At 65.6% G+C, this 25,457-nt stretch carries 25 protein-coding genes; 8 read left to right on the top strand and 17 right to left on the bottom strand.

The window, feature by feature from the left end:
- Positions 1–26: 26 nt before the first annotated feature.
- The 6 genes from J2W49_RS22770 to J2W49_RS22745 form a co-directional block, all read right to left on the bottom strand.
- A complete protein-coding gene (locus tag J2W49_RS22770) occupies positions 27–935 on the bottom strand; it encodes an SDR family oxidoreductase (protein WP_310321516.1) in 909 nt (302 codons plus the stop codon).
- 45 nt (positions 936–980) lie between these two features.
- Positions 981–1,847 carry an AraC family transcriptional regulator gene (locus J2W49_RS22765; protein WP_310321514.1) on the bottom strand — a complete coding sequence of 289 codons (867 nt, stop codon included), beginning with the start codon at positions 1,845–1,847 and terminating at the stop codon, positions 981–983.
- A gap of 71 nt (positions 1,848–1,918) precedes the next feature.
- Positions 1,919–2,728 (bottom strand): GntR family transcriptional regulator, encoded by an 810-nt coding sequence (locus J2W49_RS22760; protein ID WP_310321513.1) that lies wholly within the window; start codon positions 2,726–2,728, stop codon positions 1,919–1,921.
- Entirely contained in the window at positions 2,712–3,902 is a 1,191-nt protein-coding gene (locus J2W49_RS22755) for an amidase (protein WP_310321512.1), read from the bottom strand. Before J2W49_RS22755 ends, J2W49_RS22760 begins: the two co-directional genes overlap by 17 nt.
- Before the next feature lie 31 nt (positions 3,903–3,933).
- Positions 3,934–4,857, bottom strand: coding sequence for a polysaccharide deacetylase family protein (locus J2W49_RS22750; protein ID WP_310321511.1), 924 nt, complete (start codon positions 4,855–4,857; stop codon positions 3,934–3,936).
- An 11-nt stretch (positions 4,858–4,868) separates the two neighbouring features.
- On the bottom strand, positions 4,869–5,288 hold the full coding sequence (locus J2W49_RS22745) for a nuclear transport factor 2 family protein (protein ID WP_310321509.1): 420 nt from the start codon (positions 5,286–5,288) through the stop codon (positions 4,869–4,871).
- Positions 5,289–5,524: 236 nt separating this feature from the next.
- On the opposite strand from J2W49_RS22745, the gene J2W49_RS22740 reads away from it, so the two are divergent.
- The 3 genes from J2W49_RS22740 to J2W49_RS22730 all read left to right on the top strand — a co-directional run bounded on the left by J2W49_RS22740 (position 5,525) and on the right by J2W49_RS22730 (position 10,312).
- The gene (locus J2W49_RS22740; protein ID WP_310321508.1) at positions 5,525–6,715 is read left to right on the top strand and encodes an ABC transporter substrate-binding protein; all 1,191 of its coding nucleotides are present in this window, start codon (positions 5,525–5,527) and stop codon (positions 6,713–6,715) included.
- A 193-nt stretch (positions 6,716–6,908) separates the two neighbouring features.
- On the top strand, positions 6,909–7,787 hold the full coding sequence (locus tag J2W49_RS22735) for a branched-chain amino acid ABC transporter permease (protein ID WP_310321507.1): 879 nt from the start codon (positions 6,909–6,911) through the stop codon (positions 7,785–7,787).
- Entirely contained in the window at positions 7,784–10,312 is a 2,529-nt protein-coding gene (locus tag J2W49_RS22730) for a branched-chain amino acid ABC transporter ATP-binding protein/permease (protein ID WP_405001071.1), read from the top strand. Before J2W49_RS22735 ends, J2W49_RS22730 begins: the two co-directional genes overlap by 4 nt.
- A 157-nt stretch (positions 10,313–10,469) precedes the next feature.
- Here the strand turns inward: J2W49_RS22730 and J2W49_RS22725 are convergent, their stop codons facing one another.
- A complete protein-coding gene (locus tag J2W49_RS22725) occupies positions 10,470–10,727 on the bottom strand; it encodes an SWIB/MDM2 domain-containing protein (protein WP_310321506.1) in 258 nt (85 codons plus the stop codon).
- Positions 10,728–11,989: 1,262 nt separating this feature from the next.
- On the opposite strand from J2W49_RS22725, the gene J2W49_RS22720 reads away from it, so the two are divergent.
- Positions 11,990–12,376 (top strand): VOC family protein, encoded by a 387-nt coding sequence (locus J2W49_RS22720; protein WP_310321505.1) that lies wholly within the window; start codon positions 11,990–11,992, stop codon positions 12,374–12,376.
- 44 nt (positions 12,377–12,420) lie between these two features.
- On the opposite strand, the gene J2W49_RS22715 is transcribed toward J2W49_RS22720, so the two are convergent.
- Together J2W49_RS22715 and J2W49_RS22710 are read right to left on the bottom strand one after the other, a co-directional pair.
- A complete protein-coding gene (locus J2W49_RS22715; RefSeq protein ID WP_310321504.1) occupies positions 12,421–12,903 on the bottom strand; it encodes a hypothetical protein in 483 nt (160 codons plus the stop codon).
- Between the two features lie 236 nt (positions 12,904–13,139).
- Positions 13,140–14,063 (bottom strand): LysR family transcriptional regulator, encoded by a 924-nt coding sequence (locus tag J2W49_RS22710; RefSeq protein ID WP_405001070.1) that lies wholly within the window; start codon positions 14,061–14,063, stop codon positions 13,140–13,142.
- 191 nt (positions 14,064–14,254) lie between these two features.
- Between J2W49_RS22710 and J2W49_RS22705 the strand changes: the two genes are divergently transcribed.
- Together J2W49_RS22705 and J2W49_RS22700 are read left to right on the top strand one after the other, a co-directional pair.
- Positions 14,255–14,539, top strand: coding sequence for a putative signal transducing protein (locus J2W49_RS22705; RefSeq protein WP_310321502.1), 285 nt, complete (start codon positions 14,255–14,257; stop codon positions 14,537–14,539).
- A 19-nt stretch (positions 14,540–14,558) separates the two neighbouring features.
- Entirely contained in the window at positions 14,559–16,244 is a 1,686-nt protein-coding gene (locus tag J2W49_RS22700; RefSeq protein ID WP_310321501.1) for a GMC family oxidoreductase, read from the top strand.
- Positions 16,245–16,359: 115 nt separating this feature from the next.
- Here the strand turns inward: J2W49_RS22700 and J2W49_RS22695 are convergent, their stop codons facing one another.
- Positions 16,360–16,806, bottom strand: coding sequence for a hypothetical protein (locus J2W49_RS22695; protein ID WP_310321607.1), 447 nt, complete (start codon positions 16,804–16,806; stop codon positions 16,360–16,362).
- Between the two features lie 140 nt (positions 16,807–16,946).
- Positions 16,947–18,248: an ammonium transporter gene (locus J2W49_RS22690; protein WP_310321500.1), complete on the bottom strand. Its 1,302-nt coding sequence runs from the start codon at positions 18,246–18,248 to the stop codon at positions 16,947–16,949.
- Positions 18,249–18,627: 379 nt separating this feature from the next.
- On the opposite strand from J2W49_RS22690, the gene J2W49_RS22685 reads away from it, so the two are divergent.
- Complete coding sequence (locus J2W49_RS22685; protein WP_310321499.1) at positions 18,628–19,386, top strand: TSUP family transporter; 759 nt, start codon at positions 18,628–18,630, stop codon at positions 19,384–19,386.
- Positions 19,387–19,395: 9 nt separating this feature from the next.
- Here J2W49_RS22685 and J2W49_RS22680 read toward each other — a convergent pair whose 3' ends face one another.
- The 6 genes from J2W49_RS22680 to J2W49_RS22655 form a co-directional block, all read right to left on the bottom strand.
- Positions 19,396–19,590: a hypothetical protein gene (locus J2W49_RS22680; RefSeq protein ID WP_310321498.1), complete on the bottom strand. Its 195-nt coding sequence runs from the start codon at positions 19,588–19,590 to the stop codon at positions 19,396–19,398.
- A gap of 12 nt (positions 19,591–19,602) precedes the next feature.
- On the bottom strand, positions 19,603–19,806 hold the full coding sequence (locus tag J2W49_RS22675) for a hypothetical protein (protein ID WP_310321497.1): 204 nt from the start codon (positions 19,804–19,806) through the stop codon (positions 19,603–19,605).
- A 170-nt stretch (positions 19,807–19,976) separates the two neighbouring features.
- Positions 19,977–21,953 carry a penicillin-binding protein 2 gene (gene mrdA / locus J2W49_RS22670; protein WP_310321496.1) on the bottom strand — a complete coding sequence of 659 codons (1,977 nt, stop codon included), beginning with the start codon at positions 21,951–21,953 and terminating at the stop codon, positions 19,977–19,979.
- A gap of 285 nt (positions 21,954–22,238) precedes the next feature.
- Positions 22,239–22,769: a rod shape-determining protein MreD gene (gene mreD / locus J2W49_RS22665; protein ID WP_310321494.1), complete on the bottom strand. Its 531-nt coding sequence runs from the start codon at positions 22,767–22,769 to the stop codon at positions 22,239–22,241.
- The gene (gene mreC / locus J2W49_RS22660) at positions 22,766–23,716 is read right to left on the bottom strand and encodes a rod shape-determining protein MreC (protein ID WP_310321493.1); all 951 of its coding nucleotides are present in this window, start codon (positions 23,714–23,716) and stop codon (positions 22,766–22,768) included. Before mreC ends, mreD begins: the two co-directional genes overlap by 4 nt.
- A 47-nt stretch (positions 23,717–23,763) precedes the next feature.
- Positions 23,764–24,807, bottom strand: a complete 1,044-nt coding sequence (locus J2W49_RS22655; protein ID WP_310321492.1) for a rod shape-determining protein — start codon at positions 24,805–24,807, stop codon at positions 23,764–23,766.
- A 284-nt stretch (positions 24,808–25,091) separates the two neighbouring features.
- Here J2W49_RS22655 and gatC point away from each other — a divergent pair, with 284 nt between their 5' ends.
- Positions 25,092–25,391, top strand: coding sequence for an Asp-tRNA(Asn)/Glu-tRNA(Gln) amidotransferase subunit GatC (gene gatC, locus J2W49_RS22650; protein WP_310321491.1), 300 nt, complete (start codon positions 25,092–25,094; stop codon positions 25,389–25,391).
- The last annotated feature ends 66 nt before the right edge of the window (positions 25,392–25,457 follow it).

Genomic DNA, 25,457 nt, shown 5'->3' with positions numbered 1-25,457 from the left:
AGAGGGTTCAGCCGTCCGATCCGGGCTTATGGGCTGTCCTCGATTTCGAATGCCTCAACGACCCGGCCATCGACATCGGTGAAGCCATACTCGCGCGCCAAATCGGCCACCCGCAGCACGCTGCCTGACTTCTGCATCACATTCGCATCGGCAGCCAACGCGGCAACGGCACGCCCCAGGTAGCGAGGTGACTCGGTGCGCGCCAGCGCGGGCCGTTCCTGCCAGTGCGCCTCGTCCGTCTGGTGGCCGGTCAGCACCAGTTCGGTTCGCATCCAGCCCGGGGACACGGCCAGCGATGCCACACCGTGCGGTCGCAGTTCCTGCGCCACGCCGAACGCCAGGCGATTGATCGCGGCCTTGGCCAGGTCGTAATAGAGGTTGCCACGCAGGTAGCGGTCACGGTCCCAGAAGGTGGTGGCCACGATCAGGCCATGGCCCTGGCGCACCAGCATCGGCGCCGCTGCGCGGCTGGCCAGCAAGTGATTGCGCACGCCGCGGTCCATCATGGCATCCCAGTGCGACAACAGGTGCTCCCAGAACGGCATCTCGAACTTGCCGTCAAAAGACTCGTGTCCGCCCCATGCGTTGTTGACCAGCAGGTCGAGTCTTCCATGGTCGCGTTGCACCTGCTCGAACAGGGCCTGTACCTCGTCTTCACGCGTGTGATCGCATCGCACGGCAATGCCCACGCCGCCTTCTCGGCTGACCGCCTCTGCGGTGGCGTCGATGGTGCCGGGCATGGTGTCCAGGCCAGACAGCGACATGATCTGCCCATAGGACTGTGCGGGCTGTTCCCGCGTGCTGCGGCCGGTCACATAAACCGTGGCACCGGCAGCGCCCAGCTCGATGGCGATCCCCCGCCCAGCGCCACGGCTTGCGCCCGTGACCACGGCAACGCGTCCCTTCAGACGACCCGGTTGGTGCTCATTGTTCATCGCTTGGTCCCTTCACTGGTGAAAGGCATCCACGTTAGCGGGCCTTCAGCTCGCCGTCTTGGAAGAACCCGAAACCGTGCGGTTGATGAACTCGGTGGGTGTCACGCCGCACAGCGATCGGAACTCATTGACCAGGTGCGACTGATCGTAAAAGCCGGTGTCGACCGCCAGCGCCGCCCAGCCATCCGCAGGACGCCTGCGCAAGGCGCGCAGGAGATGATGCAGCCGTGAAAGCCGCCCCATCGCACGCGGCGACAAGCCCACATGGGTGTGAAAGAGCTGCTGCAGTCGGCGCTCGCCCACCCCAATGGCGTCTGCCACGTCTCGCATGCGCGGGCGGCCACTTGTGGCGGTGATCACCCTGATGGCCTCGGCCACTTGTGCCGAAGCCGTGGTGGGGCGTCTCTGGAGCCGCTGCAGCAGCAGAGACCACAGCACCTCGACACGCGCCTCGGCACCAGAGGCCGTGGCCAGGCGCTCACACAGTGCGGCGGCATCGTCCTGCAGCAGCTCTCGGAGCGAGACCGCGGTGCCTGTGAACTCACCAGCCGGCAGGCCGAACAGATCCATGGTGGCACCGGGCAGCAGCGTGATGGACAGCCCGTGCATCTGACCCTGGAGCCGAACCATGGCGGCCGAGCTGGACGCGCCGATGATCAGGGCGCCGGTGGCTTCACCGGTTGCGGAGGGTGGTGTTGCGAGATTGAGCACCAGACGCACCGCGCCATCGGGCAAGACCCGCTCCAATACCTCGACGCCGTCGGCAAATGACTCGCGGTACATCAGGCCGTGCGCCACCTGCTGGCGCAGCGCAGCGGGCACCGGCAGCGAGCGCAGCGTGCCCGCAGGCGCCGCCGATTCAGGTCCTTGAGTGAGGTCTTCCTGGAGGCGAAGAAAGAGCCGTTCGGTCATTCGGATGCACTCCGCAGCCATGCTGCATGCAAGCTTATCAGCGGTTTGGGTGCGCTGAAAGGGCCACAGCATCACCCCAGGCCCAGCATCCGGGCCAGATCCTGCTGCGCGCTGGGCTTGTCCAGCATCAGGTGGCGCTCCAGGTCCAGCAGATGCTCGTCCATCAGGCGCACCGCCTCATCGGCGTCACCTTTTTCGATGCATTCCACGATGCGCTCGTGTTCATCGTGCTCGCAGGCCGCGTTGCCCGGCGGCTGGTGCACCGCCACGATGAGCGAGCAGCGCGAGACGATTTCCACCAGGTAGCGCTGCAGGATGGGGTTGCCCGAGAGTTCGGCCAGGCGCAGATGGTAGGCACTGGCCAGCCGGGCCCAGGCGGGCTGGTCGAAGCGGTGCATGGCCTGGTGTTCGTCGCGCAGTTGCTGGCGCAGGGCCTTGAGATTGGCCGGTGTGGCGCGCTCGGCCACCAGCCGAACGATGGCCGCTTCCAGCGCGCGCCGTGCCTCAAAGATCTGCTGGGTTTCTTCGCGGGTGGGCACCGCCACCATGGCGCCCTTGTTGGGGCGCAGCTGCACGATGTGGTCGTGCGCCAGCTTCTGCAGCACCTTGCGTACCACTGCGCGACTCACGCCGAACAGCTCGCACAGCGGTGCTTCGGGCAGCTTGGTGCCGGGCGCCAGCCGCTGGCTCATCACACCGTCGAACACGGCGCGGTAGATGCGCGTTTCCACATCGGCGTCGTCGGCCGGTGAGGGGGGTGGTTCGGACCGGTGCGCCGGCACGGCTGCGCGAGGGCGGCGTGCGGGCGCAGCAGCCTTGGCAGCAGCGGCCGTGTGGGGCTTGCGGGGTTTTCGAAGCGGCGAATTAGCGGAGTTCGGCATGCAGTTGTCCAGCCAGTCGGATCAGGGCCAGGTCGCTGCCTGCCGGTCCCAGCAACGACACCCCGAGCACGTCGCCCTGCAACGTGTTCACCGGCAGGCTGACCTGCGGCAAACCGGCCAGCCCGGCGATGCAGGTGATGGCCATGGTGCGCAGACGGACCGCGTCGACCACGGCGGGGTCGGCATCCCGGCGGGGTGCGAGGCTGGCGGCCGAGGGCAGCACAGCGACACCGTCGGAGCCTACCAGAGCGCGCACCGCTTCGCGGATCCGGGCCACCTGCTGCCAGGCGGCTGCGGCGGCTTCCGGCGTGACGGCGGCGGCCGCGCGCCAGCGCGCATCGATGGCGGCGCCAAACACGGGCCGGTGTTCGGTGATCCACGCGCCGTGTGCGCGCCACGCATCGTCTGCGCCTGCGGTGTTGTAGGTCTGGCGCCATTGGTCCAGCGGCGTGTCGCCCGCAGCGCGCACAGATTCAGGTGCCACCCCCAGGTGGGCCGCCAGCGCATCGCGCACGCGCGCCAGCGGCTCGGCGAACTCCGCATCGGCCAGTGCCCATGCGTCGGTGGGCACCATCACGCGGGCGGGTGCCCACGTGCTGGCAGGCAGCAGCACCTGGCCCACGCGCTCGAAGGTGTCGAAGCTGTGCGCCAGCCAGGTGGCGGTGTCAAAGCCCGGGCTCAGCGGCACCAGACCCTGCTTCGACACCAGGCCGTGGGTGGTGCGCAAGCCCCACAGGCCGCCGTAGCTGGCGGGCACGCGGGTGGAGCCGCCGGTGTCGGTGCCCAGGGCGAGGTCCACCAGCCTGGCACCTACCGCTGCAGCCGAGCCGCTGGACGAACCGCCGGGCACCCGGTCAGGGTAGCGTGTGTTGACGGGTGTGCCGTAGTGAGCGTTCTCGCCGTGCAGGCTGTAGGCGAGCTCGTCGGTGAGCACCTTGCCCATGAGCGTGGCCCCGGCGCCAAGCAGGGTGTCAATGACGGCTGCGTGGGCGGTGGGCAGCGGGTGGGTCGCCAGCCAGGTGGGGTTACCGCCTCCGGTGGGGTGGCCGGCCACATCGAACAGGTCTTTGGTGGCGAAGGTGAGCCTGCTCAAAGGGCCGGCAGCGGTTGGGTCGATCTGGAAGCGGCCATGCGGCACCCAGGCGCCAACGGTGTCATTGATGGGGAAGGTCATGGGGAAGGTCTTGGGTGAGGGCAGGCAGATGTCAGTCGAGCAGGGAGGGGTGGGTCTGTGCGAGCGTGTCCACATGGTCGCAGATGGCGCCGGGGGTGGTGAACCAGATGTCGCCCCGGTCGCGCGCGGCGGCCAGGTGTTGCAGTGCGCGGCGCAGGTGGCGCAGCCGGTAGGGCTGGCCCACCAGGTAGGGGTGCAGGGCCACGCCCATCACCAGCGGCTGGCTGCGCGCCTGATCAAGCATTTCGTCAAAGTGGTCGATGACCATTTGCGCAAAGTCCTTGCCGTCCATCTGGCGCGCCACGATCATGGGAATGTCGTTGAGCTCCTGGGGGTAGGGCACGGCCCACAGGCCCCTTCCGTTGCGGGTGCGCATGCGCAGGGGCTGGTCATCGTGGCACCAGTTCAGGGTGTAGCGGTAACCGGTCTCGCTCAGCAGGTCGGGCGTGGTGCGGCTCTCTGAAATCCAGGGCGAAAGCCAACCCCCCACCTCCGCGCCACTTTCGCTCTGCATGCGCTCGCGGCACCGCACCAGCAGCGCGCGTTCCGCCGCTTCGTCCAGCACACCCTGGCGTTCGGCGTTGGTGTGGCCATGGCCCACCAGTTCGTCGCCGCGCGCCATGAAGGCGGCCACCAGTTCGGGGCAGTGGTCGTACAGCGCGGTGTTGATCAGCGCCGCCGTGGGCAGGCCCAGCTGGTCGAACAGCTCCAGGCAGCGCCAGGCGCCCACGCGGTTGCCGTATTCGCGCCAGCTGAAGTTGAGCACGTCGGGCTGGGGCGATGCGGGGCCGATGCCTGCGCCCATGCCCTCGCCAAACGCGAAGTGTTCGATGTTGAAGCCCAAGTACACCGCCAGCCCCGCGCCGTTGGGCCAGCGATAGAGGGGCCGGCGCGTGATGGGCCGGTAGTCAAAGCGCCCGTGGTCGGGCAAGGGGCCGGGGTACTGGGCAGTCACGGTGCCTCCCGTCACAGCGTGGCTAGGCCAGCGCGCACCAGCAGCCATTCGGCACTGTCGTTCCACACCTCCATGTGTGTGATCAGCCCGTTGCTCACCACGTAACGGTCCACATAGCGGTTGCCTTCGAACGGCGTGCCGTCTGGCCATTCGCCGTGCAGGGTGCCCACGCTGTAGACCACGGTCTCTGCATCGCTGCCGCCGGCCACGGTGTCGGTGCGTTCAATGCGCTTCTTCACCCAGCGGTAGCGTGAGGCGTTGAAGGCTGCGCACTCTGAAGGGTCGCTCATGGCGCGCCCGCCGGTGAAGCGGATGCGCAGCGCGGGCGACACAAAGCGGCGCGCGCCGGCCGGGTCTGGAATCATGATCACGCGCAGAAATTCGTCGACCACTTCAGCGGGCGAGAGCGTTGTCACAGAGGGTTCGGCCATGGAGTTCTCCACAAAAAATGCACTGTTGTGAGGCTGTGTGCACCGCATTGGGTAGCGGCATGCACTCGATCCATGTGTGTGCAAGACATATGCCAGATTGTCAACAATACATATACATAAGTGAAAACATAAAAATACGATGTTTGTAGACATTGGCACGCGACTTGCAAACGGCAGAGACAGCAGGCGACAGGTCTGCCCCGTCTTCCGTCCAACCTCGCATCAGGAGCCTTGCCATGTCCCACCTTGCTTTTCTACCCGCCCGGCGCACCGTGCTGGCCGCCAGCCTCGCGCTCGCGTCTGCCGCCTTCAGTGGCCACGCGCTCGCTGCTGACCCCATCAAGATCGGTCTGGTCACGGCACTCTCGGGCCAGTCGGCACTGGCCGGTGAGGCCATCACCCGCGGCCTCACCATCGCCATCGACGAGATCAACGCCAAGGGCGGCCTGCTGGGCGGGCGCAAGCTCGAACTGGTGCGCCGCGACGACGAAGCCAACCCTGCCAAGGGCGTGGTGGCCGCGCGCGAACTCATCTTCCGCGAGAAGGTGGCGGTGGTGTTCGGCGGGCTGGACACGCCGGTGTCCATGGCCATTGTGCCGCTGATGAACCAGGAAAAAGTGCCCTTCATGGGCCCGTGGGCGGCCGGCACCGGCATCACCAAGAACGGGGCCGAGCCCAACTTCGCCTTCCGCGTGTCGGCGGTGGACGAGATCGTCGACATCGGCATGCTCGACTACGCACAGAAGAATTTCAAGACCGCCAAGCCCGGCTTGATCCTGGTGAACAACCCCTGGGGCGAGAGCAACGAACGCGGCCTGAAGGCAGCCATGCAGGCCAAGGGTGTCACGCCCGTCGGCGTGGAAAAATTCGAAGCCAACGACGTGGACATGGTGCCCCAGCTCACGCGCCTGAAGGCCGCAGGTGCCGACACGCTGTTCATGGTGGGTAACGTGGGCCCCTCCGCCCAGGTGGTGAAGTCCCTGGACCGCATGGGCTGGAAGGTGCCGATCGTGTCGCACTGGGGCCCGGCCGGTGGCCGCTTCACCGAGCTCGCAGGCCCGAACGCCAAGGACGTGCACTTCGTGCAGACCTACAGCTTCTTCGGCAAACAGTCGCCCGTGGGCGAGCGCGTGATTGCGGCGCTCAAGGCCAAGTACCCCGCCATCAAGGGACCGGAAGACATCACCCCTGCCGTGGGTGTGGCCAACGCATACGACGGCATGCACCTGGCCGCACTGGCCATTGCAGCAGCTGGCTCCACCCAGGGCGACGCGGTGCGTCAGGGCTTCTACAAGATCGGCAAGTACGAAGGTCTGATCAAGACCTACGAGCAGCCGTTCAAGGCCGGCGTGCATGACGCCGTGGGGCCGAGCGACTATGTGTGGGCGCAGTTCATTGACAACCGGATTGTCCCTGTCAGTTACTGAGCCCCCACGCTGGGATGGAGCCCCCACGCTCCGCCGCTGCGCGGGTCGCTGCCCCCCGAGGGGGCTGCACACCAGTGGCCCGGCGAAGCCGGTTCCACGGTGTGTGCTGGACCAACTTCCCTTCTTGCCTCGGCTGTCTTCGTTGAAGTGGCAACCACAGGCCATGCATGCACGCCTTCAGGACACATGAACCATGTTTGAAATTTCTGCGCTGATCAGTGGCCTGGGGCTGGGCAGCATGTATGGGCTGATGGCGCTGGGTTTTTATGTGACGTACGCCGTCTCTGGCACGGTCAACTTTGCGCAGGGCAGTTCCATGATGCTGGGCGCGGTGCTCACCTACACGTTTGCCCAGACCTTGGGCTGGCCGGGCTGGGCGGCGGTATTGCTGGCGCTCGCCTTGTGTGCGCTGTACGGCCTGCTTGTGGAGGTGCTGGCGGTGCGGCCGTTCGTGAACCGGGGGTCTGACGCCTGGCTCATGGCCACGGTGGCGCTGGGCATGGTGCTGGACAACGTGGTCATGTTCACCTACGGCAAGGAGCCGCGCAGCCTGCCGTCGCCACTGGCGCAGTCGTCGCTGGAAATGGGTGGCGTGAATCTGGGTGTGTATCCCTTGCAACTGGTCATTCCGGTGGTGGGCCTGGCGCTGGCGGCGGTGTTGCACCTCCTGTCGCGCCGCACCCGCTGGGGCACGGCCATGCTGGCGGTGGTGCAGAACCGTGCTGCCGCGCGCCTGATGGGCATTCCCATCCGCCGCGCCGTGGCACTGGCGTTCGCGCTGTCCACCCTGTTTGCCGGCGTGGCCGGCGTGTTGATTGCGCCATTGTTCAACGTCGCGTCCGACATGGGCACACTGTTTGGCCTCAAGGCCTTTGCTGTCGCCATTCTGGGTGGCATCACCAGTGCCTGGGGCGTGATGATCGCCGGCCTGTTGTTTGGCGTGGTGGAAGCGCTCATCACCTCCACGCTGGGCTCGGGCTACACGCAGATCCTCACGTTTGCGCTGGTGATTGCCGCGCTGGCCTGGCGGCCCAACGGTCTGTTCGGCCGTGCCGAGGTGAAGAAAGTATGAGCGCAGTGAACACCGCCTCCAACCGCTCATGGTTCGGCCTGGGCACGCCCGGCCAGATCGCCACCGTGCTGCTGCTCCTGGGCGTGGGCGCCGTCATGGCACTCACCGTGAACGGCTACTGGGTCTTCGTGCTGGCCAACGTGGCCTTGCTGGCCGTGGTGGGCATCGGACTGAACGTGCTGCTGGGCCTGAGCGGGCAGGTGTCGTTCGGCCACGTGGGCTTCTTCGCCATTGGCGCCTACACGGTGGCCATCCTCACCACCAAGGCGGGCTTCAGCTTCTGGCTGGCCTGGCCAGTCGCCGCTTTGCTGGGCGGCCTGGCCGGTGCGCTGCTGGCCTTGCCGGCGCTGCGGGTGAAGGGGCCGTACCTAGCCATGATCACCATCGCCTTCGGCTTCATCGTGGAACACGGCATCGTGGAAGCCAGCGGCCTCACCGGTGGACAGAACGGCATCATGGGGCTGCTCGCGCCTTCGCTGGGTTTTGCCCAGGGCGAACGCGCGGTGGCCCTGCTGGCCATTGTCACGGTGGGGGTAGCGCTGGTGCTCTTCACCTGGTTGTCACGCGGCACCTGGGGCGCGACCATGCGCGCCGTGCGCGACGCCGAAACCGCCTCCGAATCCGTAGGCCTGAACCCGCTGGTGATCAAGACCGTGGCCTTCGCCATTTCCGCCGTGTTTGCTGCCGCTGCGGGCGCGCTGTTTGCGCCGCTCTCCGGCTTCGTCACACCGCACACCTTCGGGTTCTTGCAGTCCATCCTGTTTGTGCTGGTGGTCATGCTGGGTGGTGCCGGTTCGGTGGCCGGGCCGCTGGTGGGTGCGCTCATCGTGGGCCTGCTGCCGGAACTGCTTTCCGGCATGGAGGAATACCGCCTGCTGATCTTTGGTGTGTTGCTGCTGGTGGTGCTGTGGGCCGCACCCGACGGCGTGGCTGGCCTGGTGCGGCGCGTGCGTGATCGCCTGTGGCCGCCCAAGCCTGCAGCCGAAGTGGCCACGCCCGCCGCCTTGAACCTGCCGGCCCGCACACGCCAGCCCATGGAGGCCCAGGGCATCACCATGCAGTTCGGCGGCGTGCGTGCCGTGGGTGATCTGCATTTCACTGCGGCCACCGGCGCTGTGACCAGCCTGATAGGCCCCAATGGCGCGGGCAAGTCCACCGCGCTCAATGTGTTGGGTGGCTTCTACCTGCCCACGGCCGGCGCCTTCGCCCTGGGCACCCAGCCACTCACCGGCCGCTCGGCGATGCAGATCGCCCGCAGCGGCGTGGCGCGCACCTACCAGACGTCGCAGCTGTTTGGCTCGCTCAGTGTGTTGGACAACGTGGTGCTGGCCATGAACCGCGGCCGCCTGGGTGGCCTTCTCGGCGCCGCCCGCCGCACCGCGCCCACACGCCTGCAGCATGCACGCGAACTGCTGGCCTTCTGCGGCTACACCGGCAGCCACCACACTCTGGCGGCCGACCTGCCGCACGTGGACCGCCGCCTGGTGGAAGTGGCCCGCGCACTGGCCACCGACCCCGACGCCCTGCTGCTCGATGAACCGGCCGCCGGCCTCTCGCACGAGGACAAGACTCGCCTGGGCGCGCTGCTGCGCCGCATCGCCGATGCCGGTGTGGCCGTGCTGCTGGTGGAGCACGACATGGCGCTCGTCATGGGCATCAGCGACCACGTGGTGGTGCTCGACGCGGGTCAGCGGCTGGCGTTGGGCACACCGCTTGAAGTGCAAGCCAACGAAGCGGTGCAGAAGGCGTATCTCGGTGAGCAGATCGAAGGCGGCACTGCACCCAGAAGCACCAACACCCAGGATCGCCTGGAAATGCTCGGCGTGGGCCAGCTGGTCGCCGGCTACGGCGCAGAGCCGGTGCTGCACGGCATCGACCTGCAGGTGCGGCGCGGCGAAGTGGTGGCCTTGCTGGGCGCCAACGGCGCAGGCAAGTCCACCCTCATGAAAGCCCTGGCCGGCCTGCACCGGCCCATCACCGGCGGCATCCACCTCGAAGGGCGCGAGCTGAAAAACATGGAGGCCGAACAGGTGGTGGCACAAGGCGTGGTGCTGGTGCCCGAAGGCCGCCAGGTGTTCCCCGAACTCAGCGTGCTCGACAACATCCGCCTGGGCGCCTTCTTGCAGCCGGTCGACCGCGACGCGCGCGTGGAAGAACAGCTGCAACGCTTCCCGCGACTGCGCGAGCGCCTGCACCAGCGCGCCGGCTTGCTTTCTGGCGGTGAACAGCAAATGCTGGCGATCGCCCGCGCGCTCATGTCACGCCCACGCATCCTGCTGCTCGACGAGCCCTCGCTGGGCCTGGCACCCAAGGTCATCGCCGAACTGTTTGCCGCCCTGGATCGCCTGCGCCAGGAAGGCATGACGCTGCTGCTGGTCGACCAGATGGCCGCGCTGGCGCTGAGCCTGGCAGACAGGGCCTATGTGATGGAAGGCGGGCGCATCGTGGCGCAGGGCACAACGGCCGAAATTGCGGCGGACGGAGCGCTGGCGGAGGCTTACCTGGGTGGGGCGGTGGTCAGCTGACCCTTTCGCAAACCGGTCAGCGCTGGGCGCAACTCGGCCACGAACGGTTCGTTGAATGGGGTGGGCGCTGCTGTGGCAGAACAGAGCGCATGAGCCCTGCAAGGGCTCGGTGCACGGCGCCGGGTGCGAGAGCCGGGCGCCGTGGCTTCAGGACAGGTCAGCTCAGGTGCTTGCCCACCAGCCCGGTCATTTCGAACATGGTGACTTCGTCTTTGCCGAAGACGGCCTTGAGCTTGGCATCCGCCAGGATGTTGCGCTTGTTCTGCGGGTTCTGCAGGTTGTTGGCCTTGATGTATTCCCACATCAGCTTCACCACTTCGGTGCGGGGCTGAGGCGTGGCACCGATCACAGCGGCCAGCGCGGGGCTGGGAGTGAGGGCACGGTTGAAGGCAGTTTGTTTCTTTTCGGTGGTCATGTGTGGCTCTTCAGTTGAAACGAGCATTCTAGGCCGGGCTTCCGAGCCCTTTGTAACTGGCTGCCACCGAGCGGGCGGAGCCAGGGCTCTGGTACTTGCTCAAAGGATGCCTTTTGCAGGGTCTTGCGACGGCGATCGGCCAGAAGCAGTCAATGCTCAGCGCGGAGCCGGACGTTCAATGAGGGCGGCATTCTTGTTGCTGCGATGCGGCTTTAGATGCCAGAACACCAGATAGGTGGCAAGTGGCACGGCTGGTAGGTAGATGAACATGGGAGCGGAAACGACCGCCAAGGGTGCACCTACGGCAGTGCCAAGCAACGGCCACAGCCAACCACATCGGCGATCCTGCAACCAGCGGAGTGTCATCACAGCAAGCGAAGTCCACGCAACAAGAGAAGCAAGCGACAGAAGGTTTATGGCGGAGGAGTTGCCTCCGACTAGACTTGAGCCTGCGGCCATGGCCAACAAAAGGATTCCTGGCGCAGCCAAGATCCAAGATACGAGTGCGATAGCGAAGCGCCTCCCAGAAGCGTGGTGCCCCTCTTGCGCGAGAGAAACTTGATGCGGCGTATTCATAAAAAATCTCGAGTGTGCGACTTGAGTTAGCAGTAAACCACGAACTTCACAGCCTCTCGCCTCTCTGGCGCTTCAGCAATACCTGTGGCTCAGGGAGGGACCGGTATGCGGAATATGTTGAGTGACTTCTCCGGGTCGAGGCTGTGTGGAAACGTCGATAGCTGAGTTTTTCGGGGGTACCTCAACCCTTCTCTGCATCGAGATCGTGCGTTGTAGGCCGATCTGAGCGGTCGATTTTTGAGCATGCCTGCAAGTCAAGAACCTCACGCGCGTTTTCACACAGCCTCGGTCGATACGAGGCACACAAGCAGTCTCTCACTCCCAAACCGCATCCAACGCACCCCAAACCGCTTCAATCACCGGTCCCCCCGCGCGCTCGCTCAGACACACGAAACTCAGCTCACAAGCCAGCGACACCTGATCCGCAGTCACCAGCCCGCGCGCCTGTCTGTGCCTCGCGCGTGGCAATGGCGTCGCGCTCCAGGCTTATGCCCACGCCGTTTTCAGCATATCGAGCATGGCCGATTCGTTGATTCCTGAAATTCGCGCTTCTGCGAAATTGTTGTCCTGCTTCCCGCCTCTGCACTGGCGCTACAGCACCGAGAGGCATAAGCTTGAGTTCCGGCGGACGGCGAACCGGTGGTCTGGTGGCCGGGACAGGACCGGATTGAGAGAAAGGACTGCGTATGTTGTCCAATGCATCTGTCACAACGATGTTGCCGGTCAAGGACATGGACCGTGCCCGTGCCTTCTACGAGGGCTGTCTGGGCCTGAAGCCCAGTGGGTTCAGGCCTGATGGAAAGTTCATCTACACGGTAGGTGGCAGCACGCTTGCCCTGTTTCCCAAGCCGGAAGGAACCAAGGCCGACCACACGGCGATCAGCTTCCGGGTGGAAGACATTGCCGCCAGCATTGAAGCCTTGAAACACACGGGGGTGATGTTCGAGGACTACGATTTCCCAGGTCTGAAGACGGTGAACCACGTCTGCGTGCTGGGGGCCGAGAAGGCGGCCTGGTTCAAGGACACGGAGGGGAATTACCTCTGCATTCATGAGGATCTGCCGCAGGGTTAGCCTGCCTGCACAAGGTCGCCTGGTGGGTGGGTGCCTGCGAAGGGCTACGTGTTGCTGTGTTTCCCATGCGCCACCTGGATGCCGAACTTTGCCCTCAATTCGAACAGCGAGGTGTTCATGAACTGCTCGTTCTCAGCCCACGGCCAGCGTTGATGCTGACGGCTGCAACGCCATAGCGTGCGAGCAATGAGGTACGGTGCCGAAATCAACGCGAGCAGCGTGTCTGCAACGGGCAGACTTCGGTAGATGTCCAAGGACTCGTGATGCGTGTAGCCACGAAGGATCTGAATTCCCCCAGTGGTTCCAAACAGGCTGCAGAGCTTGACGACCGCTTCGTCTGGCATAGAAGTGCCGCATCCGTACAAAACGTGCACGATGTCATGTGAGCGGAAGAATTGTCGGGCCAGCGGCGACAGAAACTGGTCCTCGCGCTTCAGCAAAGGATTGAGTGAACAGTACTCGGCCAACCCCTCTGCAAGGGTCTGCGTGGAATGCTGCGACTCAAAGCTGTGACGAAAGGCTTTCATGTGGAACCTGTGTTGGCGCCGATTGAATATTGACTCACCGGGTGCGGACAAATACTTGGACTGGTTTATGCCGTAAGTCCAAGACTCTCTCGGTATTCGATGAGGCTGAGAGAGCCAAGGGATATCTTGATCCGCTTCTCGTTGTACCGGAGAGTCTCGGCGGCCGGGCGCCGCGTATCAGGCTGAGTTGCATTGTTTGCCTGCTGGATTTGACACAGCTCACCTGAACGCCCGCCTCACCCCCAAACCGCATCCAGCGCCCCCCAAGCCGCCTCAATCACCGGCTCCCCCGCCCGCTCGGCCAAACACACAAAACTCAGCTCACAAGCCAGCGACACCTGGTCCGCAATCACCAGCCCGCGCGCCTGGGCCTCGCGCATGGCAATGGCGTCGCGCACCAGGCTCAGGCCCACGCCGCTTTTCACCAGATCCAACATGGACGCTTCCTGATCCACCAGCGCCACGCGGTGCGGTGAGAGGCCAGTGAGCGAACCCGGGCCGAACACGCGGCGCTGCAGCCGGTGGTGGGCGCTGGCCGCAGGTGTGGCCAGCCAGGGCAGGGCGGCAAGGGCTTTCCAGTCTTTGCCCACCACCTGCGGCCCCCAGCCGGCGGGGGCCAGCACGCGGTAGGTGAAGCGGGTGAGCGGGCGCAGGCGGTAGCGGGGTTCGGGTGGGTCATCGGGCAGGTTCAGGAAAAAGCCCACGTCCAGGTCGCCGCGTTCCACCAGCGCCAGCACGTCGCCGCTCATGCCCTGGCGAAGCTCGGTGCCCACCTGGGGGTTCTGTGCCACCAGCTGTTTCAGGAACGCGCCCAGGCGGGTGAACTCCGGGTCCAGGATGGTGCCGATGCGCAGCGTGCCGCGCACCGTGTGGTGTAGGCCGGCGGCGGCCTGGCCGAAGTCGCCCAGCGCGGTCAGCGCCTTTTCGGCCACGGGCAGCAGGGCGGCACCGTCGGCCGTGAGCACCATGCCCTGCGGCGTACGCGTGAACAGCTGCAGCCCCGTGGCCTGCGCCAGTGATTTGAGCTGCAGGCTCACCGCTGGCTGGCTCAGGTGCAGCCGCAGCGCGGCGCGTGACACGCTGCCTTCGCGCGCCACGGCGGCAAAGGCACGCAGGGTTTGCGGGTCCACGGGGGGCAGGGGGGATGTCTTGGGCGGCATGGCAGGTCGGCAAAAAGCGTGAAGCGTTATTTGCCGTGCTTATACCCCTGTTCAGCCGATTTCATTGGATTTCTGCGCGCCAACGCGGCAGACTGCGCTCCATGCCCCACCCGCCCACCATCAGCTCAGCAAATACGCTGCCCCACCGCCGGGCCACGCGTGCGCCGCGTTGATCGGCCGGGCCCACCACCATGCACGGCGACAGCCCCTACGACCCTGAAGACGGCGACTGGCAGACGCTGGCCACGTTCTTCAATCCCACAGAGGCCTACCTGCTGCGCGGCTGCCTGCAGGCCGGCGGCGTGCCCGCCGTGGTGGCCGATGCCCACCTGGTGCAGACGCACAGCCTGCTGGCCGGCGCCATCCAGGTGCGCGTGCTGGTGCCCGCACGCCGTGTGGCCGACGCCGAAGCGGTGATGGCGGCCTACCAGCGCGGCGACTACAGCCTGCCCGACGACGAACTTCCTCCCGCCTGAATCCCCAGAAAAACAGCCCATGAGCCACACCACCTTTGATTACATCGTCATCGGCGCCGGTACCGCCGGCTGCCTGCTCGCCAACCGCCTCAGCACAGACCCGAAGCGGCGCGTGCTGTTGATCGAAGCCGGCCGCAAGGACGACTACCACTGGATCCACATTCCGGTGGGCTACCTGTACTGCATCGGCAACCCGCGCACAGACTGGCTCTACCAGACCGAAGCCGACGCCGGCCTCAACGGCCGCAAGCTGCGCTACCCGCGCGGCAAAACGCTGGGCGGCTGTTCGAGCATCAACGGCATGATCTACATGCGCGGCCAGTCGCGCGACTACGACCAGTGGGCCAGCCTCACAGGTGACGACGACTGGCGCTGGGACAGCTGCCTGAAAGACTTCAAGGCGCACGAAGACCATTACCGGCTCGACGCTGCGGCCGACCCGGCCTTCGCCGCCCTGCACGGCAACCGCCGCCAGGGCGGCGGCGGTGAATGGCGGGTAGAGAAACAGCGCCTGCGCTGGGACGTGCTCGACGCCTTCGCCCAGGCCGCGCAAGAAGCCGGCATACCGGCCACCACCGACTTCAATACCGGCAACAACGAAGGCGTGGGCTACTTCGAAGTGAACCAGAAAGCCGGCTGGCGCTGGAACGCGTCGAAGGCCTTTTTGCGACCTGTGCAGCACCGGCCCAACCTCACGGTGTGGACCGAAACGCACGTACAGAAGCTGACCCTGACGCGCGACGCCAGTGGCCAACTGCGATGCACCGGCGCCGAAGTGCTGCGCGGCGGCCAGACCGTGCAGGCGCAGGCCAGCCGCGAAGTGGTGCTCAGTGCCGGCGCCATTGGTTCGCCACAGATCCTGCAGCTCTCCGGCATCGGCCCGGCCGCGCTGCTGAACCAGATTGGCGTGCCGGTGCAACACAACCTGCTGGGCGTGGGCGAGAACCTGCAAGACCACCTGCAGATCCGCTCGGTCTACAAGGTCACCGGCGCCAAAACGCTCAATGCCCTGACCAGCTCCATCTGGGGCAAGGCCAGCATCGGCCTGGAATACGTGCTCAAGCGCAGCGGCCCCATGAGCATGGCGCCCAGCCAGCTCGGCGCCTTCACCCGCAGCGATCCTTCGCAGCCGTGGCCGAACCTGGAATACCACGTGCAGCCGCTCAGCCTGGAAGCCTTCGGAGAACCGCTGCACGCTTTCCCGGCCTTCACCGCCAGCGTGTGCAACCTCAACCCCACCAGCCGGGGCCATGTGCGCATCAAGACGGCGCGCGCGGCCGACGCCCCCGCCATCGCCCCGTGTTACCTCAGCACCGACGAAGACCGACACGTCGCTGCCGAGAGCCTGCGCGTGACGCGGCGCATCGTCGCCCAGCCCGCGCTGGCGAGGTACAAACCGGAAGAATTCAAGCCCGGCGTGCAATTCCAGACCGACGAAGAACTCGCCCGCCTGGCCGGCGACATTGCCAGCACCATCTTCCACCCGGTGGGCACCACCCGCATGGGCCGCGCTGACGACGGCATGGCCGTGGTCGACAGCCGCCTGCGCGTGCGCGGCGTGGCTGGCCTGCGCGTGGTGGACGCGGGCGTGATGCCCACCATCACCAGCGGCAACACCAACAGCCCCACGTTGATGATTGCGGAGAAGGCGGCGCGGTGGATCTTGACAGCACCCCCCGCGTCGCCTTCGGCGCCACCCCCCTGAAGGGGGGCGACACCTGAGGCCCGGCGAAGCCGGTTCCTCGGTGTCACTGGTACAAGTCATCGCCTCCGGATGACTTGCTGCCAAGGCGGCCGGGTTGAGGCTGCTTTGTATGGATTTATCGAATTCCGCCCACGTAGCGCAAACCCGGCTCGTCGTCTTCCGGTTTTTTCGCGGAGCCAAACACCGACGAAAGCGTCGATTCCAGGAAGCCGCTGGCGGGGACCGAGTCGGCGAAGCCGCTGCGACGCGAAGGGGCGGGCGCTGCAATCGGGGCGGAGGCAGGTGCGGTCTGTCCGCTGCGCAGCTTGTCGGCCGCCGCCTGCAGCAGTGGCTTGCGGGGCACCGTGCTCATTGAAGGAATCAGCGCCTCGAGCTTGTCGGCCAGTGGCAGCAGTTCGGTGTGCCCTTCGCTCGCCGCCTGTGCGCGTGCGTACGCGACCATGGCGGCGGCGTACTCCGCGTTGGTCGCCATCCACTCGGTGTCCGTCACCCGGCCGGTCTTGCGGCGCAAGACCACATGCAGATGCGCCGCAATGGCAAACAGATCGTTCGTGGTGCTCATGACAACCTCTTCATTCAAGCATCGTCAAGGACGGGTCGCATGCCATTCCGCCCATCCAGGGCAGCCGAGGATCTGGCTCTGCCAGTCCTCTGGGTGCGTCCCCCCATTGAGGGGGGAGGCGCCGCAGGCGCGCAGGGGGGTCAATTCAGGCTTTCGTTGTGCAACGCCAGGTCCAGTCCGGTGCGTTCTTCCACTTCGCGCACCCGCAGACGCGTGACACGCGAGGTGATCCACAGCACCAGCGCCGTCATCACCAGGCTGTAGGCCAGCACCGCCACGCAGGCAACAACCTGGGCCAGCATGCTGGCTTCCACGCCAGAGATCGCGGGGTCGGCCAGCAAACCCGTGAGCAGCGCACCCACCAGGCCACCCACGCCGTGCACACCGAACACATCGAGCGAATCGTCGGCACGCAGCTTGCGCTTGAGCACGGTGGCGCCCCAGTAGCAGGCCGCGCCCGCCACCAGGCCAATGACCAGCGCGCCGCGCAGCGTGACAAAGCCCGCCGCTGGCGTGATCGCCACCAGCCCCGCCACCACGCCGGAACACAGGCCCAGCAGCGAGGCGCGCTTGCGCGCGAGCCATTCCGCTGCCATCCATGAAACGGCACCAGCTGCTGCAGCGATGTGTGTCACCACAATGGCCAGGCCGGCCCGGCCGTCTGCCGCGAGTGCGGAGCCGCCGTTGAAGCCGAACCAGCCCACCCACAGCAGGCCGGTACCGGCCATGGTCATGCCCAGGTTGTACGGAATGAAGGGTTCTCGGCCGTAGCCTTCGCGTGGTCCCAAGGCGTAGGCACAGACCAGCGCTGCGGCGCCTGCGTTGATGTGCACCACCGCGCCACCGGCAAAGTCCAGCGCGCCCAGCTGGGCCAGCCAGCCGCCCGGTTCCCACACCCAATGCGCCACCGGTGCGTACACCAGCACCAGCCACAGGCTGGCAAACAGCAGCAGCGCACCGAAGTGCATGCGCTCCACCAGGGCACCCACCACCAGCGCGCAGGTGATGATGGCAAACGTGAGTTGGAACATGGCAAACACCGATTCGGGCAGGTGCTGGGCAATATGACTCACTGCCACCTGACCCGTGCTGCCCAGGTAGTCCAGCCCCGAAAAGCCCATGCGCTCCACGCCGCCCAAGAAGCCGCTCAGACCACCGTAGCCCGGCGTGAAGGCCAGCGAGTAGGCCAGCGCAAACCACAACAGGCTCACCACCGCTGCAATGCCGACCACGCTGGCCATGGTGTTGATGACGTTGAAGCGGCGCACCATGCCGCCGTAGAACAGGGCGATCCCTGGCAGGGTCATGAGCAGCACCAGCGCGGTGCTCACCATCAGCCATGCGGTGTCGGCGCCCTGCAGCGCACCGGTGGCCACCAGCCCTGGTGCAGTCAGCGGTGCAGCCTCGGCTGGGGCCGTTTGTGCCCACAGATTGGGGGACATCAGAAAGGCGGGCGCGCTCGCTACGCCCACGGGGAACCAGCGGTTTTGGTGCATTTTGTTACCTCAGCCAACGACAGACAGGCCAGTGCATTTCCTGTGCCAAGGGTTGTCCCGACCGAGGGAAAGCCCGAATGCACAGCGCTGGTGCGAGCAGATACAGTGCATGCACTCGCAAACAGCGCACTGCGCTGGTGACCGCGGGGGACCGAGGAGACAACCCAGTCCAACCAGAACAACCTGTTTCAGCGTCCCCAGAGATGCCAGAGATCAACAGCCAACCCTTCGGGGTTGGCTTTTTTTTGCTCTGCGCAGGTGTGCGCCTTTTGCATGACCTGCATGGTCGGCTCGGAGCCCCTCCGCCCAAGGCGACAATCCCCCGATGGATTTGCTGCTCGTCACCCTCGCTTCTCTTCTGGCCGGTTTTGTGGACTCGATCGTTGGAGGAGGCGGCCTGATCCTGGTGCCGGCGCTTTTTGCTGTTTTTCCCAACACCCACCCGGCCACGCTGTTCGGCGTCAACAAGGGGGCGTCCATCTGGGGCACAGCGGCGGCCACGCTGCAGTTCGCCCGCCGTGTGGCGTTGCCCTGGCGGGCCTTGCTGCCAGCCGCCGGCGTGTGTTTTGCGGGCTCCATGGTCGGCGCCTGGACCGTGACCCAGATATCACCGGACTTTTTGCGCCGCGTGCTGCCGCTGGTGCTGCTGGGCGTGCTGGCCTACACCCTGGCCCGCAAGGACCTAGGTCGCCACCACTTGCCCCGCTTTGAAGGCCCGCGCGAGGCCCTCGCTGCCAGCGTGCTCGGCGTCACCATCGGGTTTTACGACGGCTTCTTTGGCCCGGGCACTGGCAGTTTCTTCGTGTTCCTGTTCGTGCGCTGGCTCGGCTACGACTTCCTGCACGCCAGTGCCAGCGCCAAGCTGCTTAACACCACATCCAATCTGGCAGCGCTGATGCTGTTTGCCTGGAAAGGCCATGTTTGGTGGCACTTTGTGGTGGTGATGGCCGTGGCCAACGTGGCGGGCAGCCTGGTCGGCACCCGGCTGGCCCTCAAACACGGCAGCGGCTTTGTGCGCAGCGTGTTCATTGTGGTGGTCAGCGCACTCATCCTCAAGACCACCTACGACGGGTGGATGAGGTGACCCCGGGGGTTACACCTGCTGGCAGAGCGTCTGCGGGCTTTCCCAGCCGGTGCCGAAACGGGGCCATTCCACGAGCACGCCGTCGGCGGTGTGGGCCAGCACGCGTCCGTCCACGCGGTCAATGCTGCCGCGGTAGAAGCGGTTGACGCGCACGCCGGCAATGAACCTGGGGGTCTGGAAGAAGGATCGAATCAGTTTGAACATGGGGTGCTCCAATCAGTAAGTGCCGAAGCTGTGGTTCCCACGGTGGTCGCGGTCCCAGCGGCGCTGCATGTCTTCCAGCTGATGCAGGGAAGTGGCCGTGCTGAGGTAGGCCTCAAGGCCGGCGCTGGCGCCTTGCGCTGCGGGTTGAAACAGGTTGCGGACGGCGAGCGCCGTGCGGGAGAGGACTGCGACGAGGGCAGGGAAGAGGGTATTCATGATGTGTTGACCTAGGGTTAACCCTAATTTTAGCCGTGACACATCTGAACTTGTATTTTTATAAGTACATCTAATGGAGCATCAGGCGTGCGCGCCCATGTCGGACGAGGCCCGCGACGGTTTCAACCGCTAAGAAAATTGGTGGCCGGTGGGCCGCTTCCCCCAGGCGCCTAGGGGGCCGTGGCGGGTGAAGACAGGGGCTCCGGTGGCCACGGCAACGCGCTCGCCTTGAGCGGCGTGCCGATGGGGGCGCTGGCCTCGCCCCGCTGTACCGCGGCCAGGTCCTGGGCGTTGGGGTACTGGTCCAGCAGCAGGTAATCGAACACGCGCCTTGCGATCGGTGCGGCGTGGGCTGCCCCGAAGCCCGAGTTCTCCACCACCACCGCCAGCGCCACGCGCGGCGCCTCCACGGGTGCAAAAGCGATGTAGAGCGAGTGATCGCGCTGATGCTCTTCCAGCTTCTTGGCGTCGTAGCGGTCTTTCTGACCGATGGTGACCGCTTGCGCCGTGCCGGTTTTGCCGCCGCTGTTGTAGCCGGCCCCGGCAAACACCCGGGTCGAAGTGCCTTCGGTGGTGACCCCCTGCATGGCCTTCAAAATGATCTGGACGTTATCGGGCTTGAATCCCAGGTCCACGGAAGGGGCCACCTCGGGTGGGTGGGCGGTGCGGGTGACCGCATCTTCGATGGCCAGGGTCAGGCGTGGTGTGTGGCGCATGCCGCCTCCGGCCAGGGTGGTCATGGCGTGGGCCAGTTGCAGCATGGTGAAGCTGTTGTAGCCCTGGCCAATGCCCAGCGAAATGGTCTCGCCGGGGTACCAGCGCTGCTGGTCGGCCCGCTTGTAAGCGTTGCGTTTCCATTCCTGGCTTGGCAGCACGCCACGCAACTCACCGCGCAGATCGATGCCGGTGATCTGCCCGAAACCCAGCGGTTTCATGAAATCGTGCATGGCGTCCACGCCCATTTCGTTGGCCAGCGAGTAGTAGTAGGTGTTGCTGGACTTCACGATGCTCCGGTGCATGTCCACCATGCCCAGGGCGTGGTTGCCATAGCTGCGAAAGCGGTGGTTGCCGAACATCCAGAACCCCGGATCATTGACCAGAGTGTTCGCCGAGCGCGTACCGGTTTCGAGCGCCGCCAGCGACATGAACGGCTTGTAGGTGGAGCCCGGGGGGTAGGTGCCGCGAAGCGCGCGGTTGAGCAAAGGCTTCTCGATCGATTCGTTGAGGGCACGCCAGCTCTCGACATCGATGCCTTCAACAAACAGGTTGGGATCGAACGTAGGCTTGCTCACGAAGGCAAGCACCTCCCCGTTGCGCGGATCGAGCGCCACCAGGGCGCCACGCCGCTCACCGAACATGTCCTCGATCAGCTTCTGCAGTTGAATGTCGATGGACAGGCGCAGGTTGGAGCCTGGCGTGGCGGGGGTGTTGGCCAGCAGGCGCACGGCCCGACCACCCGCCGATGTCTCCACCCGCTCGAAGCCGGTGATGCCGTGCAGTTCCTTCTCGTAGGTCTGCTCAATGCCGAGCTTGCCGATGTGCTCGGTGCCCCGGTAGTTGGCCTGTTCCTCCTCGGGCCATTCTTCGATCAGCTCCTTCTCACGCTGGTTGATGCGCCCGATGTAGCCGATCACGTGGCTGGCCACCTCGCCATTCGGGTAGTGGCGGATCAGCCGGGCGCGCACGTCAACCCCGGGGAACCGGTAGCGCTGGGCCGTGAAACGGGCCACTTCCTCGTCGGTGAGGCGGGTGCGAATGGGCAGGGAGTCGAAACGGCGTGACTCGGCACGCAACTGGCGGAACCGGCGCACATCCCGCGGTGGAATCTCGAGAATTTCTGACAGGGCTTCGATGGTGGCGTCCACGTCGCCAACCCGGGAGGGGTTGATTTCCAGCGTGTAGGCAGAAAAGCTGGTGGCCAACACGCGCCCGTGACGGTCCAGAATCTCGCCGCGGTTCGGCACCACCGGCAACACAGCCGTGCGGTTGCTCTCGGCTTGGGCCAGCAATCGGTCGTGCTGCTGCACCTGCAGGTAGTACATGCGAGCTGCCACCAGCCCAAAAGCAAACAGCACCCCCAGCCCAGCCACCACCACCCGGTTGCGGAACTGGGCCAGATCGGCTTCAACGTTGCGGAGTTCGGTCATGTTGCTTCCCGCCATTCCAGCATCATCGATTCGGCAAGTTTGATGCCGCAATGAGTGTGCAGTAACGGAATGGACCCGCCAATCCGCGAATGGTTTCACCCGCATGCTCATCAAGACCGCCGCAGCCTGCAAGGCGAGACCCGAGCAAGCGGCGGGGCGGGAGGTTAGCGCGATCCGGCGCCGGGCCGCCCCAAGCCGGATCAGCCCCCTCGGGGGGCAGCGACCCGCGCCAGCGGCGGAGCGTGGGGGTCAACAAGCCCTGCGGCGGAGCGTGGGGGCTCGTGTTCACAATGGCCTGTTGTCGTCAGGGTTGGGTGCCCGCCGCTGGGGTGCGAGCAGGAGCACGCTCACCACAGGCCACAGCGCTGCCTCCAGCACCGGTGCCAGGAAATACGACCAGCCCGGAAACACCCCGCCCGAAATCAGGCGCACCAGCATCAGCAGCACATGCGCGGACACGAACAAGGGCAGCACCTGCACCGCCTGCGTTGGTACCGCGAACCAGAGCAGGCGGCGGTGCATGGAAATCGCAAAGAAACCCAGCACGGTGTAGGCCAGCGCGTGCTGTCCCAGCAGGGCACCCTGGTGCACGTCCATGGCGAGGCCGAACGCAAACGCGACCCCCACACCAATGCGCAGGGGCTGATGCACGCTCCAGAACACCAGCACCACCGCCAGCAGGTCGGGTACCCAGGCCGCACGTCCCCAGAGGCCCATGTTCAGGAACATGTTGATGGACAGCGCGCCCAGCAGGGTGAACCAGATGAAGACCGGGTTGGCAGGCAACAGCAGTTGCTGGCCGGGGCGCATGATCATGGCGCGGCGCCCCGTCTGCCAGGCAGGTCGCCCCGGCCGCCTTGCCCCGGCCGGCCACCCGGGGCCTCGGGTGCCGGTGGGGCGGGTTGTGTCAGGCCCACAGGGCTCAGCACCAGCACATGCAACGCGCCCTGCACCCGGGCCACCGGCTCACATTCCACCCGGTTGAAAGCGGATTCTGAGCGGCGTTCGATTCGGGTCACCCTGGCCACAGGCAGCCCAGCCGGATAGACGCCGTCGACGCCGCTGGTGGTGAGCAGATCGCCTTCTTCGATGTCGGCACTGGTCAGCGTGTAGCGCAATTCGAGACCATCTCCGCTGGCCGACGGTTGACCAAAGGCCACGCCCCGAACGCTGGTGCGTGCGTTGACGATCGGGATGGCCTGATCGCGGTCGATCAGCAGGGTGACTTCCGAGAGCAGGGGGTACACCCGGGTGACCTGCCCCAGCACGCCATGCTCGTCGATCACCGGCGAACCGGCGACCACGCCATGCGCCTGGCCGCGGTCAATCACCACTTTGCGTGAATACGGGTCGGCAGTGTCATACAACACCTGCGCGCCGGTGGCCACCGACTCGCTGCGCTCGCGCATGGTCAGCATTGCCCGGAGATGCTGGTTCTCCTGCAGGAGCTGTTCCACCTGCAGGCTGCGCGCTGCCTGGATGGCGAGCCGCTCCAGGGCCTCTCTTTCGGTGCGCTGGGCCTGGTGCAGCGAAGTGAGGTAGCCGCCCGCGGTGGCGGCAGCCTGGATGGGTTGCATCACCAGCCACTGAACAGGGTAGAGCACCGTGGCCATGGCCGAGCGCACCGGCCCGGTGACCTGAAAGCGCACGTCGGCCACCATGAGAAACAGCGCCACGGCGCTGAACACAATCAACTTGGACAGGGCCGACGGACCCTGCTTGAAGAAGGGCGGAGGTGTCCGGTCCAGGGTGCCAAGTGGCATAAGGCAATGGTCTCTTGAGCGGGCCCGGGGTCAGGCCGGCGACCGACTCACTCGCTGGTGAAGATCGTGCCCAGGCGCTCCATGCGCTCCAGGGCCATGCCGCAACCGCGCACCACACAGGTCAGCGGTTCTTCGGCCACCAGTACCGGCAACCCGGTTTCTTCGGCCAGCAGGCGGTCCAGATCGCGAAGCAGTGCCCCACCACCGGTGAGCATCATGCCGCGTTCGGCGATGTCGGCACCCAGTTCCGGGGGCGTGTGTTCCAGCGCCATCTTCACGGCGGAGACGATGTTGTTCAGCGGGTCGGTCAGGGCTTCGAGGATTTCGTTGCTGGAAATGGTGAAGCTGCGCGGCACACCCTCGGAGAGGTTGCGGCCCTTGACTTCCATTTCCTTGACTTCGGAACCGGGGAAGGCCGAGCCGATTTCCTTCTTGATGGCTTCAGCCGTGGGTTCGCCGATCAGCATGCCGTAGTTGCGGCGGATGTAGGCAATGATGGCTTCGTCGAAGCGGTCGCCGCCCACGCGCACGCTGCCCTTGTAGACCATGCCGCCCAGCGAGATCACGCCCACTTCGGTGGTGCCGCCGCCGATGTCGACCACCATGGAGCCCGAAGCGTCGGACACCGGCAGACCGGCGCCAATGGCTGCGGCCATGGGTTCTTCAATCAGGTAGACCTCGGAAGCGCCGGCACCCAGGGCCGATTCGCGGATGGCACGACGCTCGACCTGGGTGGAACCGCAGGGCACGCAGATGATGATGCGAGGGCTCGGCTTGAACATCGAGCGCGGGTGCACCATCTTGATGAACTGCTTGAGCATCTGCTCAGTCACTGTGAAGTCGGCGATCACACCGTCTTTCATGGGACGGATGGCCTCGATGTTGCCGGGTACCTTGCCCAGCATGGCCTTGGCTTCGTGGCCCACCGCCTGGATGGTCTTCTTCCCTTGGGGGCCACCTTCGTGGCGGATGGAGACCACCGAAGGCTCGTCCAGCACGATGCCCTTGTGTCGCACGTAAATGAGGGTGTTGGCGGTGCCGAGGTCGATGGCCAGGTCGGTGGAAAATTGCCGACGGAACGCTTCAAACATGGTGCAAAAATCCTGTGTGGCACGATCCGCCGCCTCGTGCGGTCGTCGCCAATATTGGGCGGTGTGGGCGGTGGCCGGTTCTAAGTATTTGATTCAATGGCAAATCAACCGCGCTTGCACGGGCACTGTCGCCAAACCTTGGATAATACCGTATCCCCCGTATACAACAGCCTGTGAAACGGGGCTAAATCAGCTGTTTACCTCCCGTTTCAGCCCGCTTTTTACGACATCGGGCAGGCTTTCGCTTTCCTTCCCGTCCACCCCATCCGCAAACGGTTTCCGTCATGTCCCTGACCCTGTCCGACATCGGGCGCATCGCCAACCTCGCCCGGCTAGAGCTTTCCGAGGCCCAGAGCGAGCGCATGCGCACCCAGCTCAACGGCTTCTTCGACATCGTCGAACAGATGAACGCGGTCGACACCACCGGCGTCGAGCCGCTGGCCCATCCCACCGCCGTGATCGACCACGTTTCGCTGCGTCTGCGCCCGGACGTGGCCAGCGAACCCAACAACCGCGAGGCCAACCAGCGAAGCGCCCCGGCCGTCGAGCGCGGATTGTTCCTTGTGCCCAAGGTGATTGAATGAACGCAGCGCAGAGCCGCCTCAAGCAAGTTCGCACCCCCCTGGGGGGCAGCGCAGTACACGAAGTGA

This window comes from Hydrogenophaga palleronii (assembly GCF_031457455.1).
Classification (GTDB): domain Bacteria; phylum Pseudomonadota; class Gammaproteobacteria; order Burkholderiales; family Burkholderiaceae_C; genus Hydrogenophaga; species Hydrogenophaga palleronii_A.
This window is presented reverse-complemented; position numbering and strand designations above follow the sequence as displayed.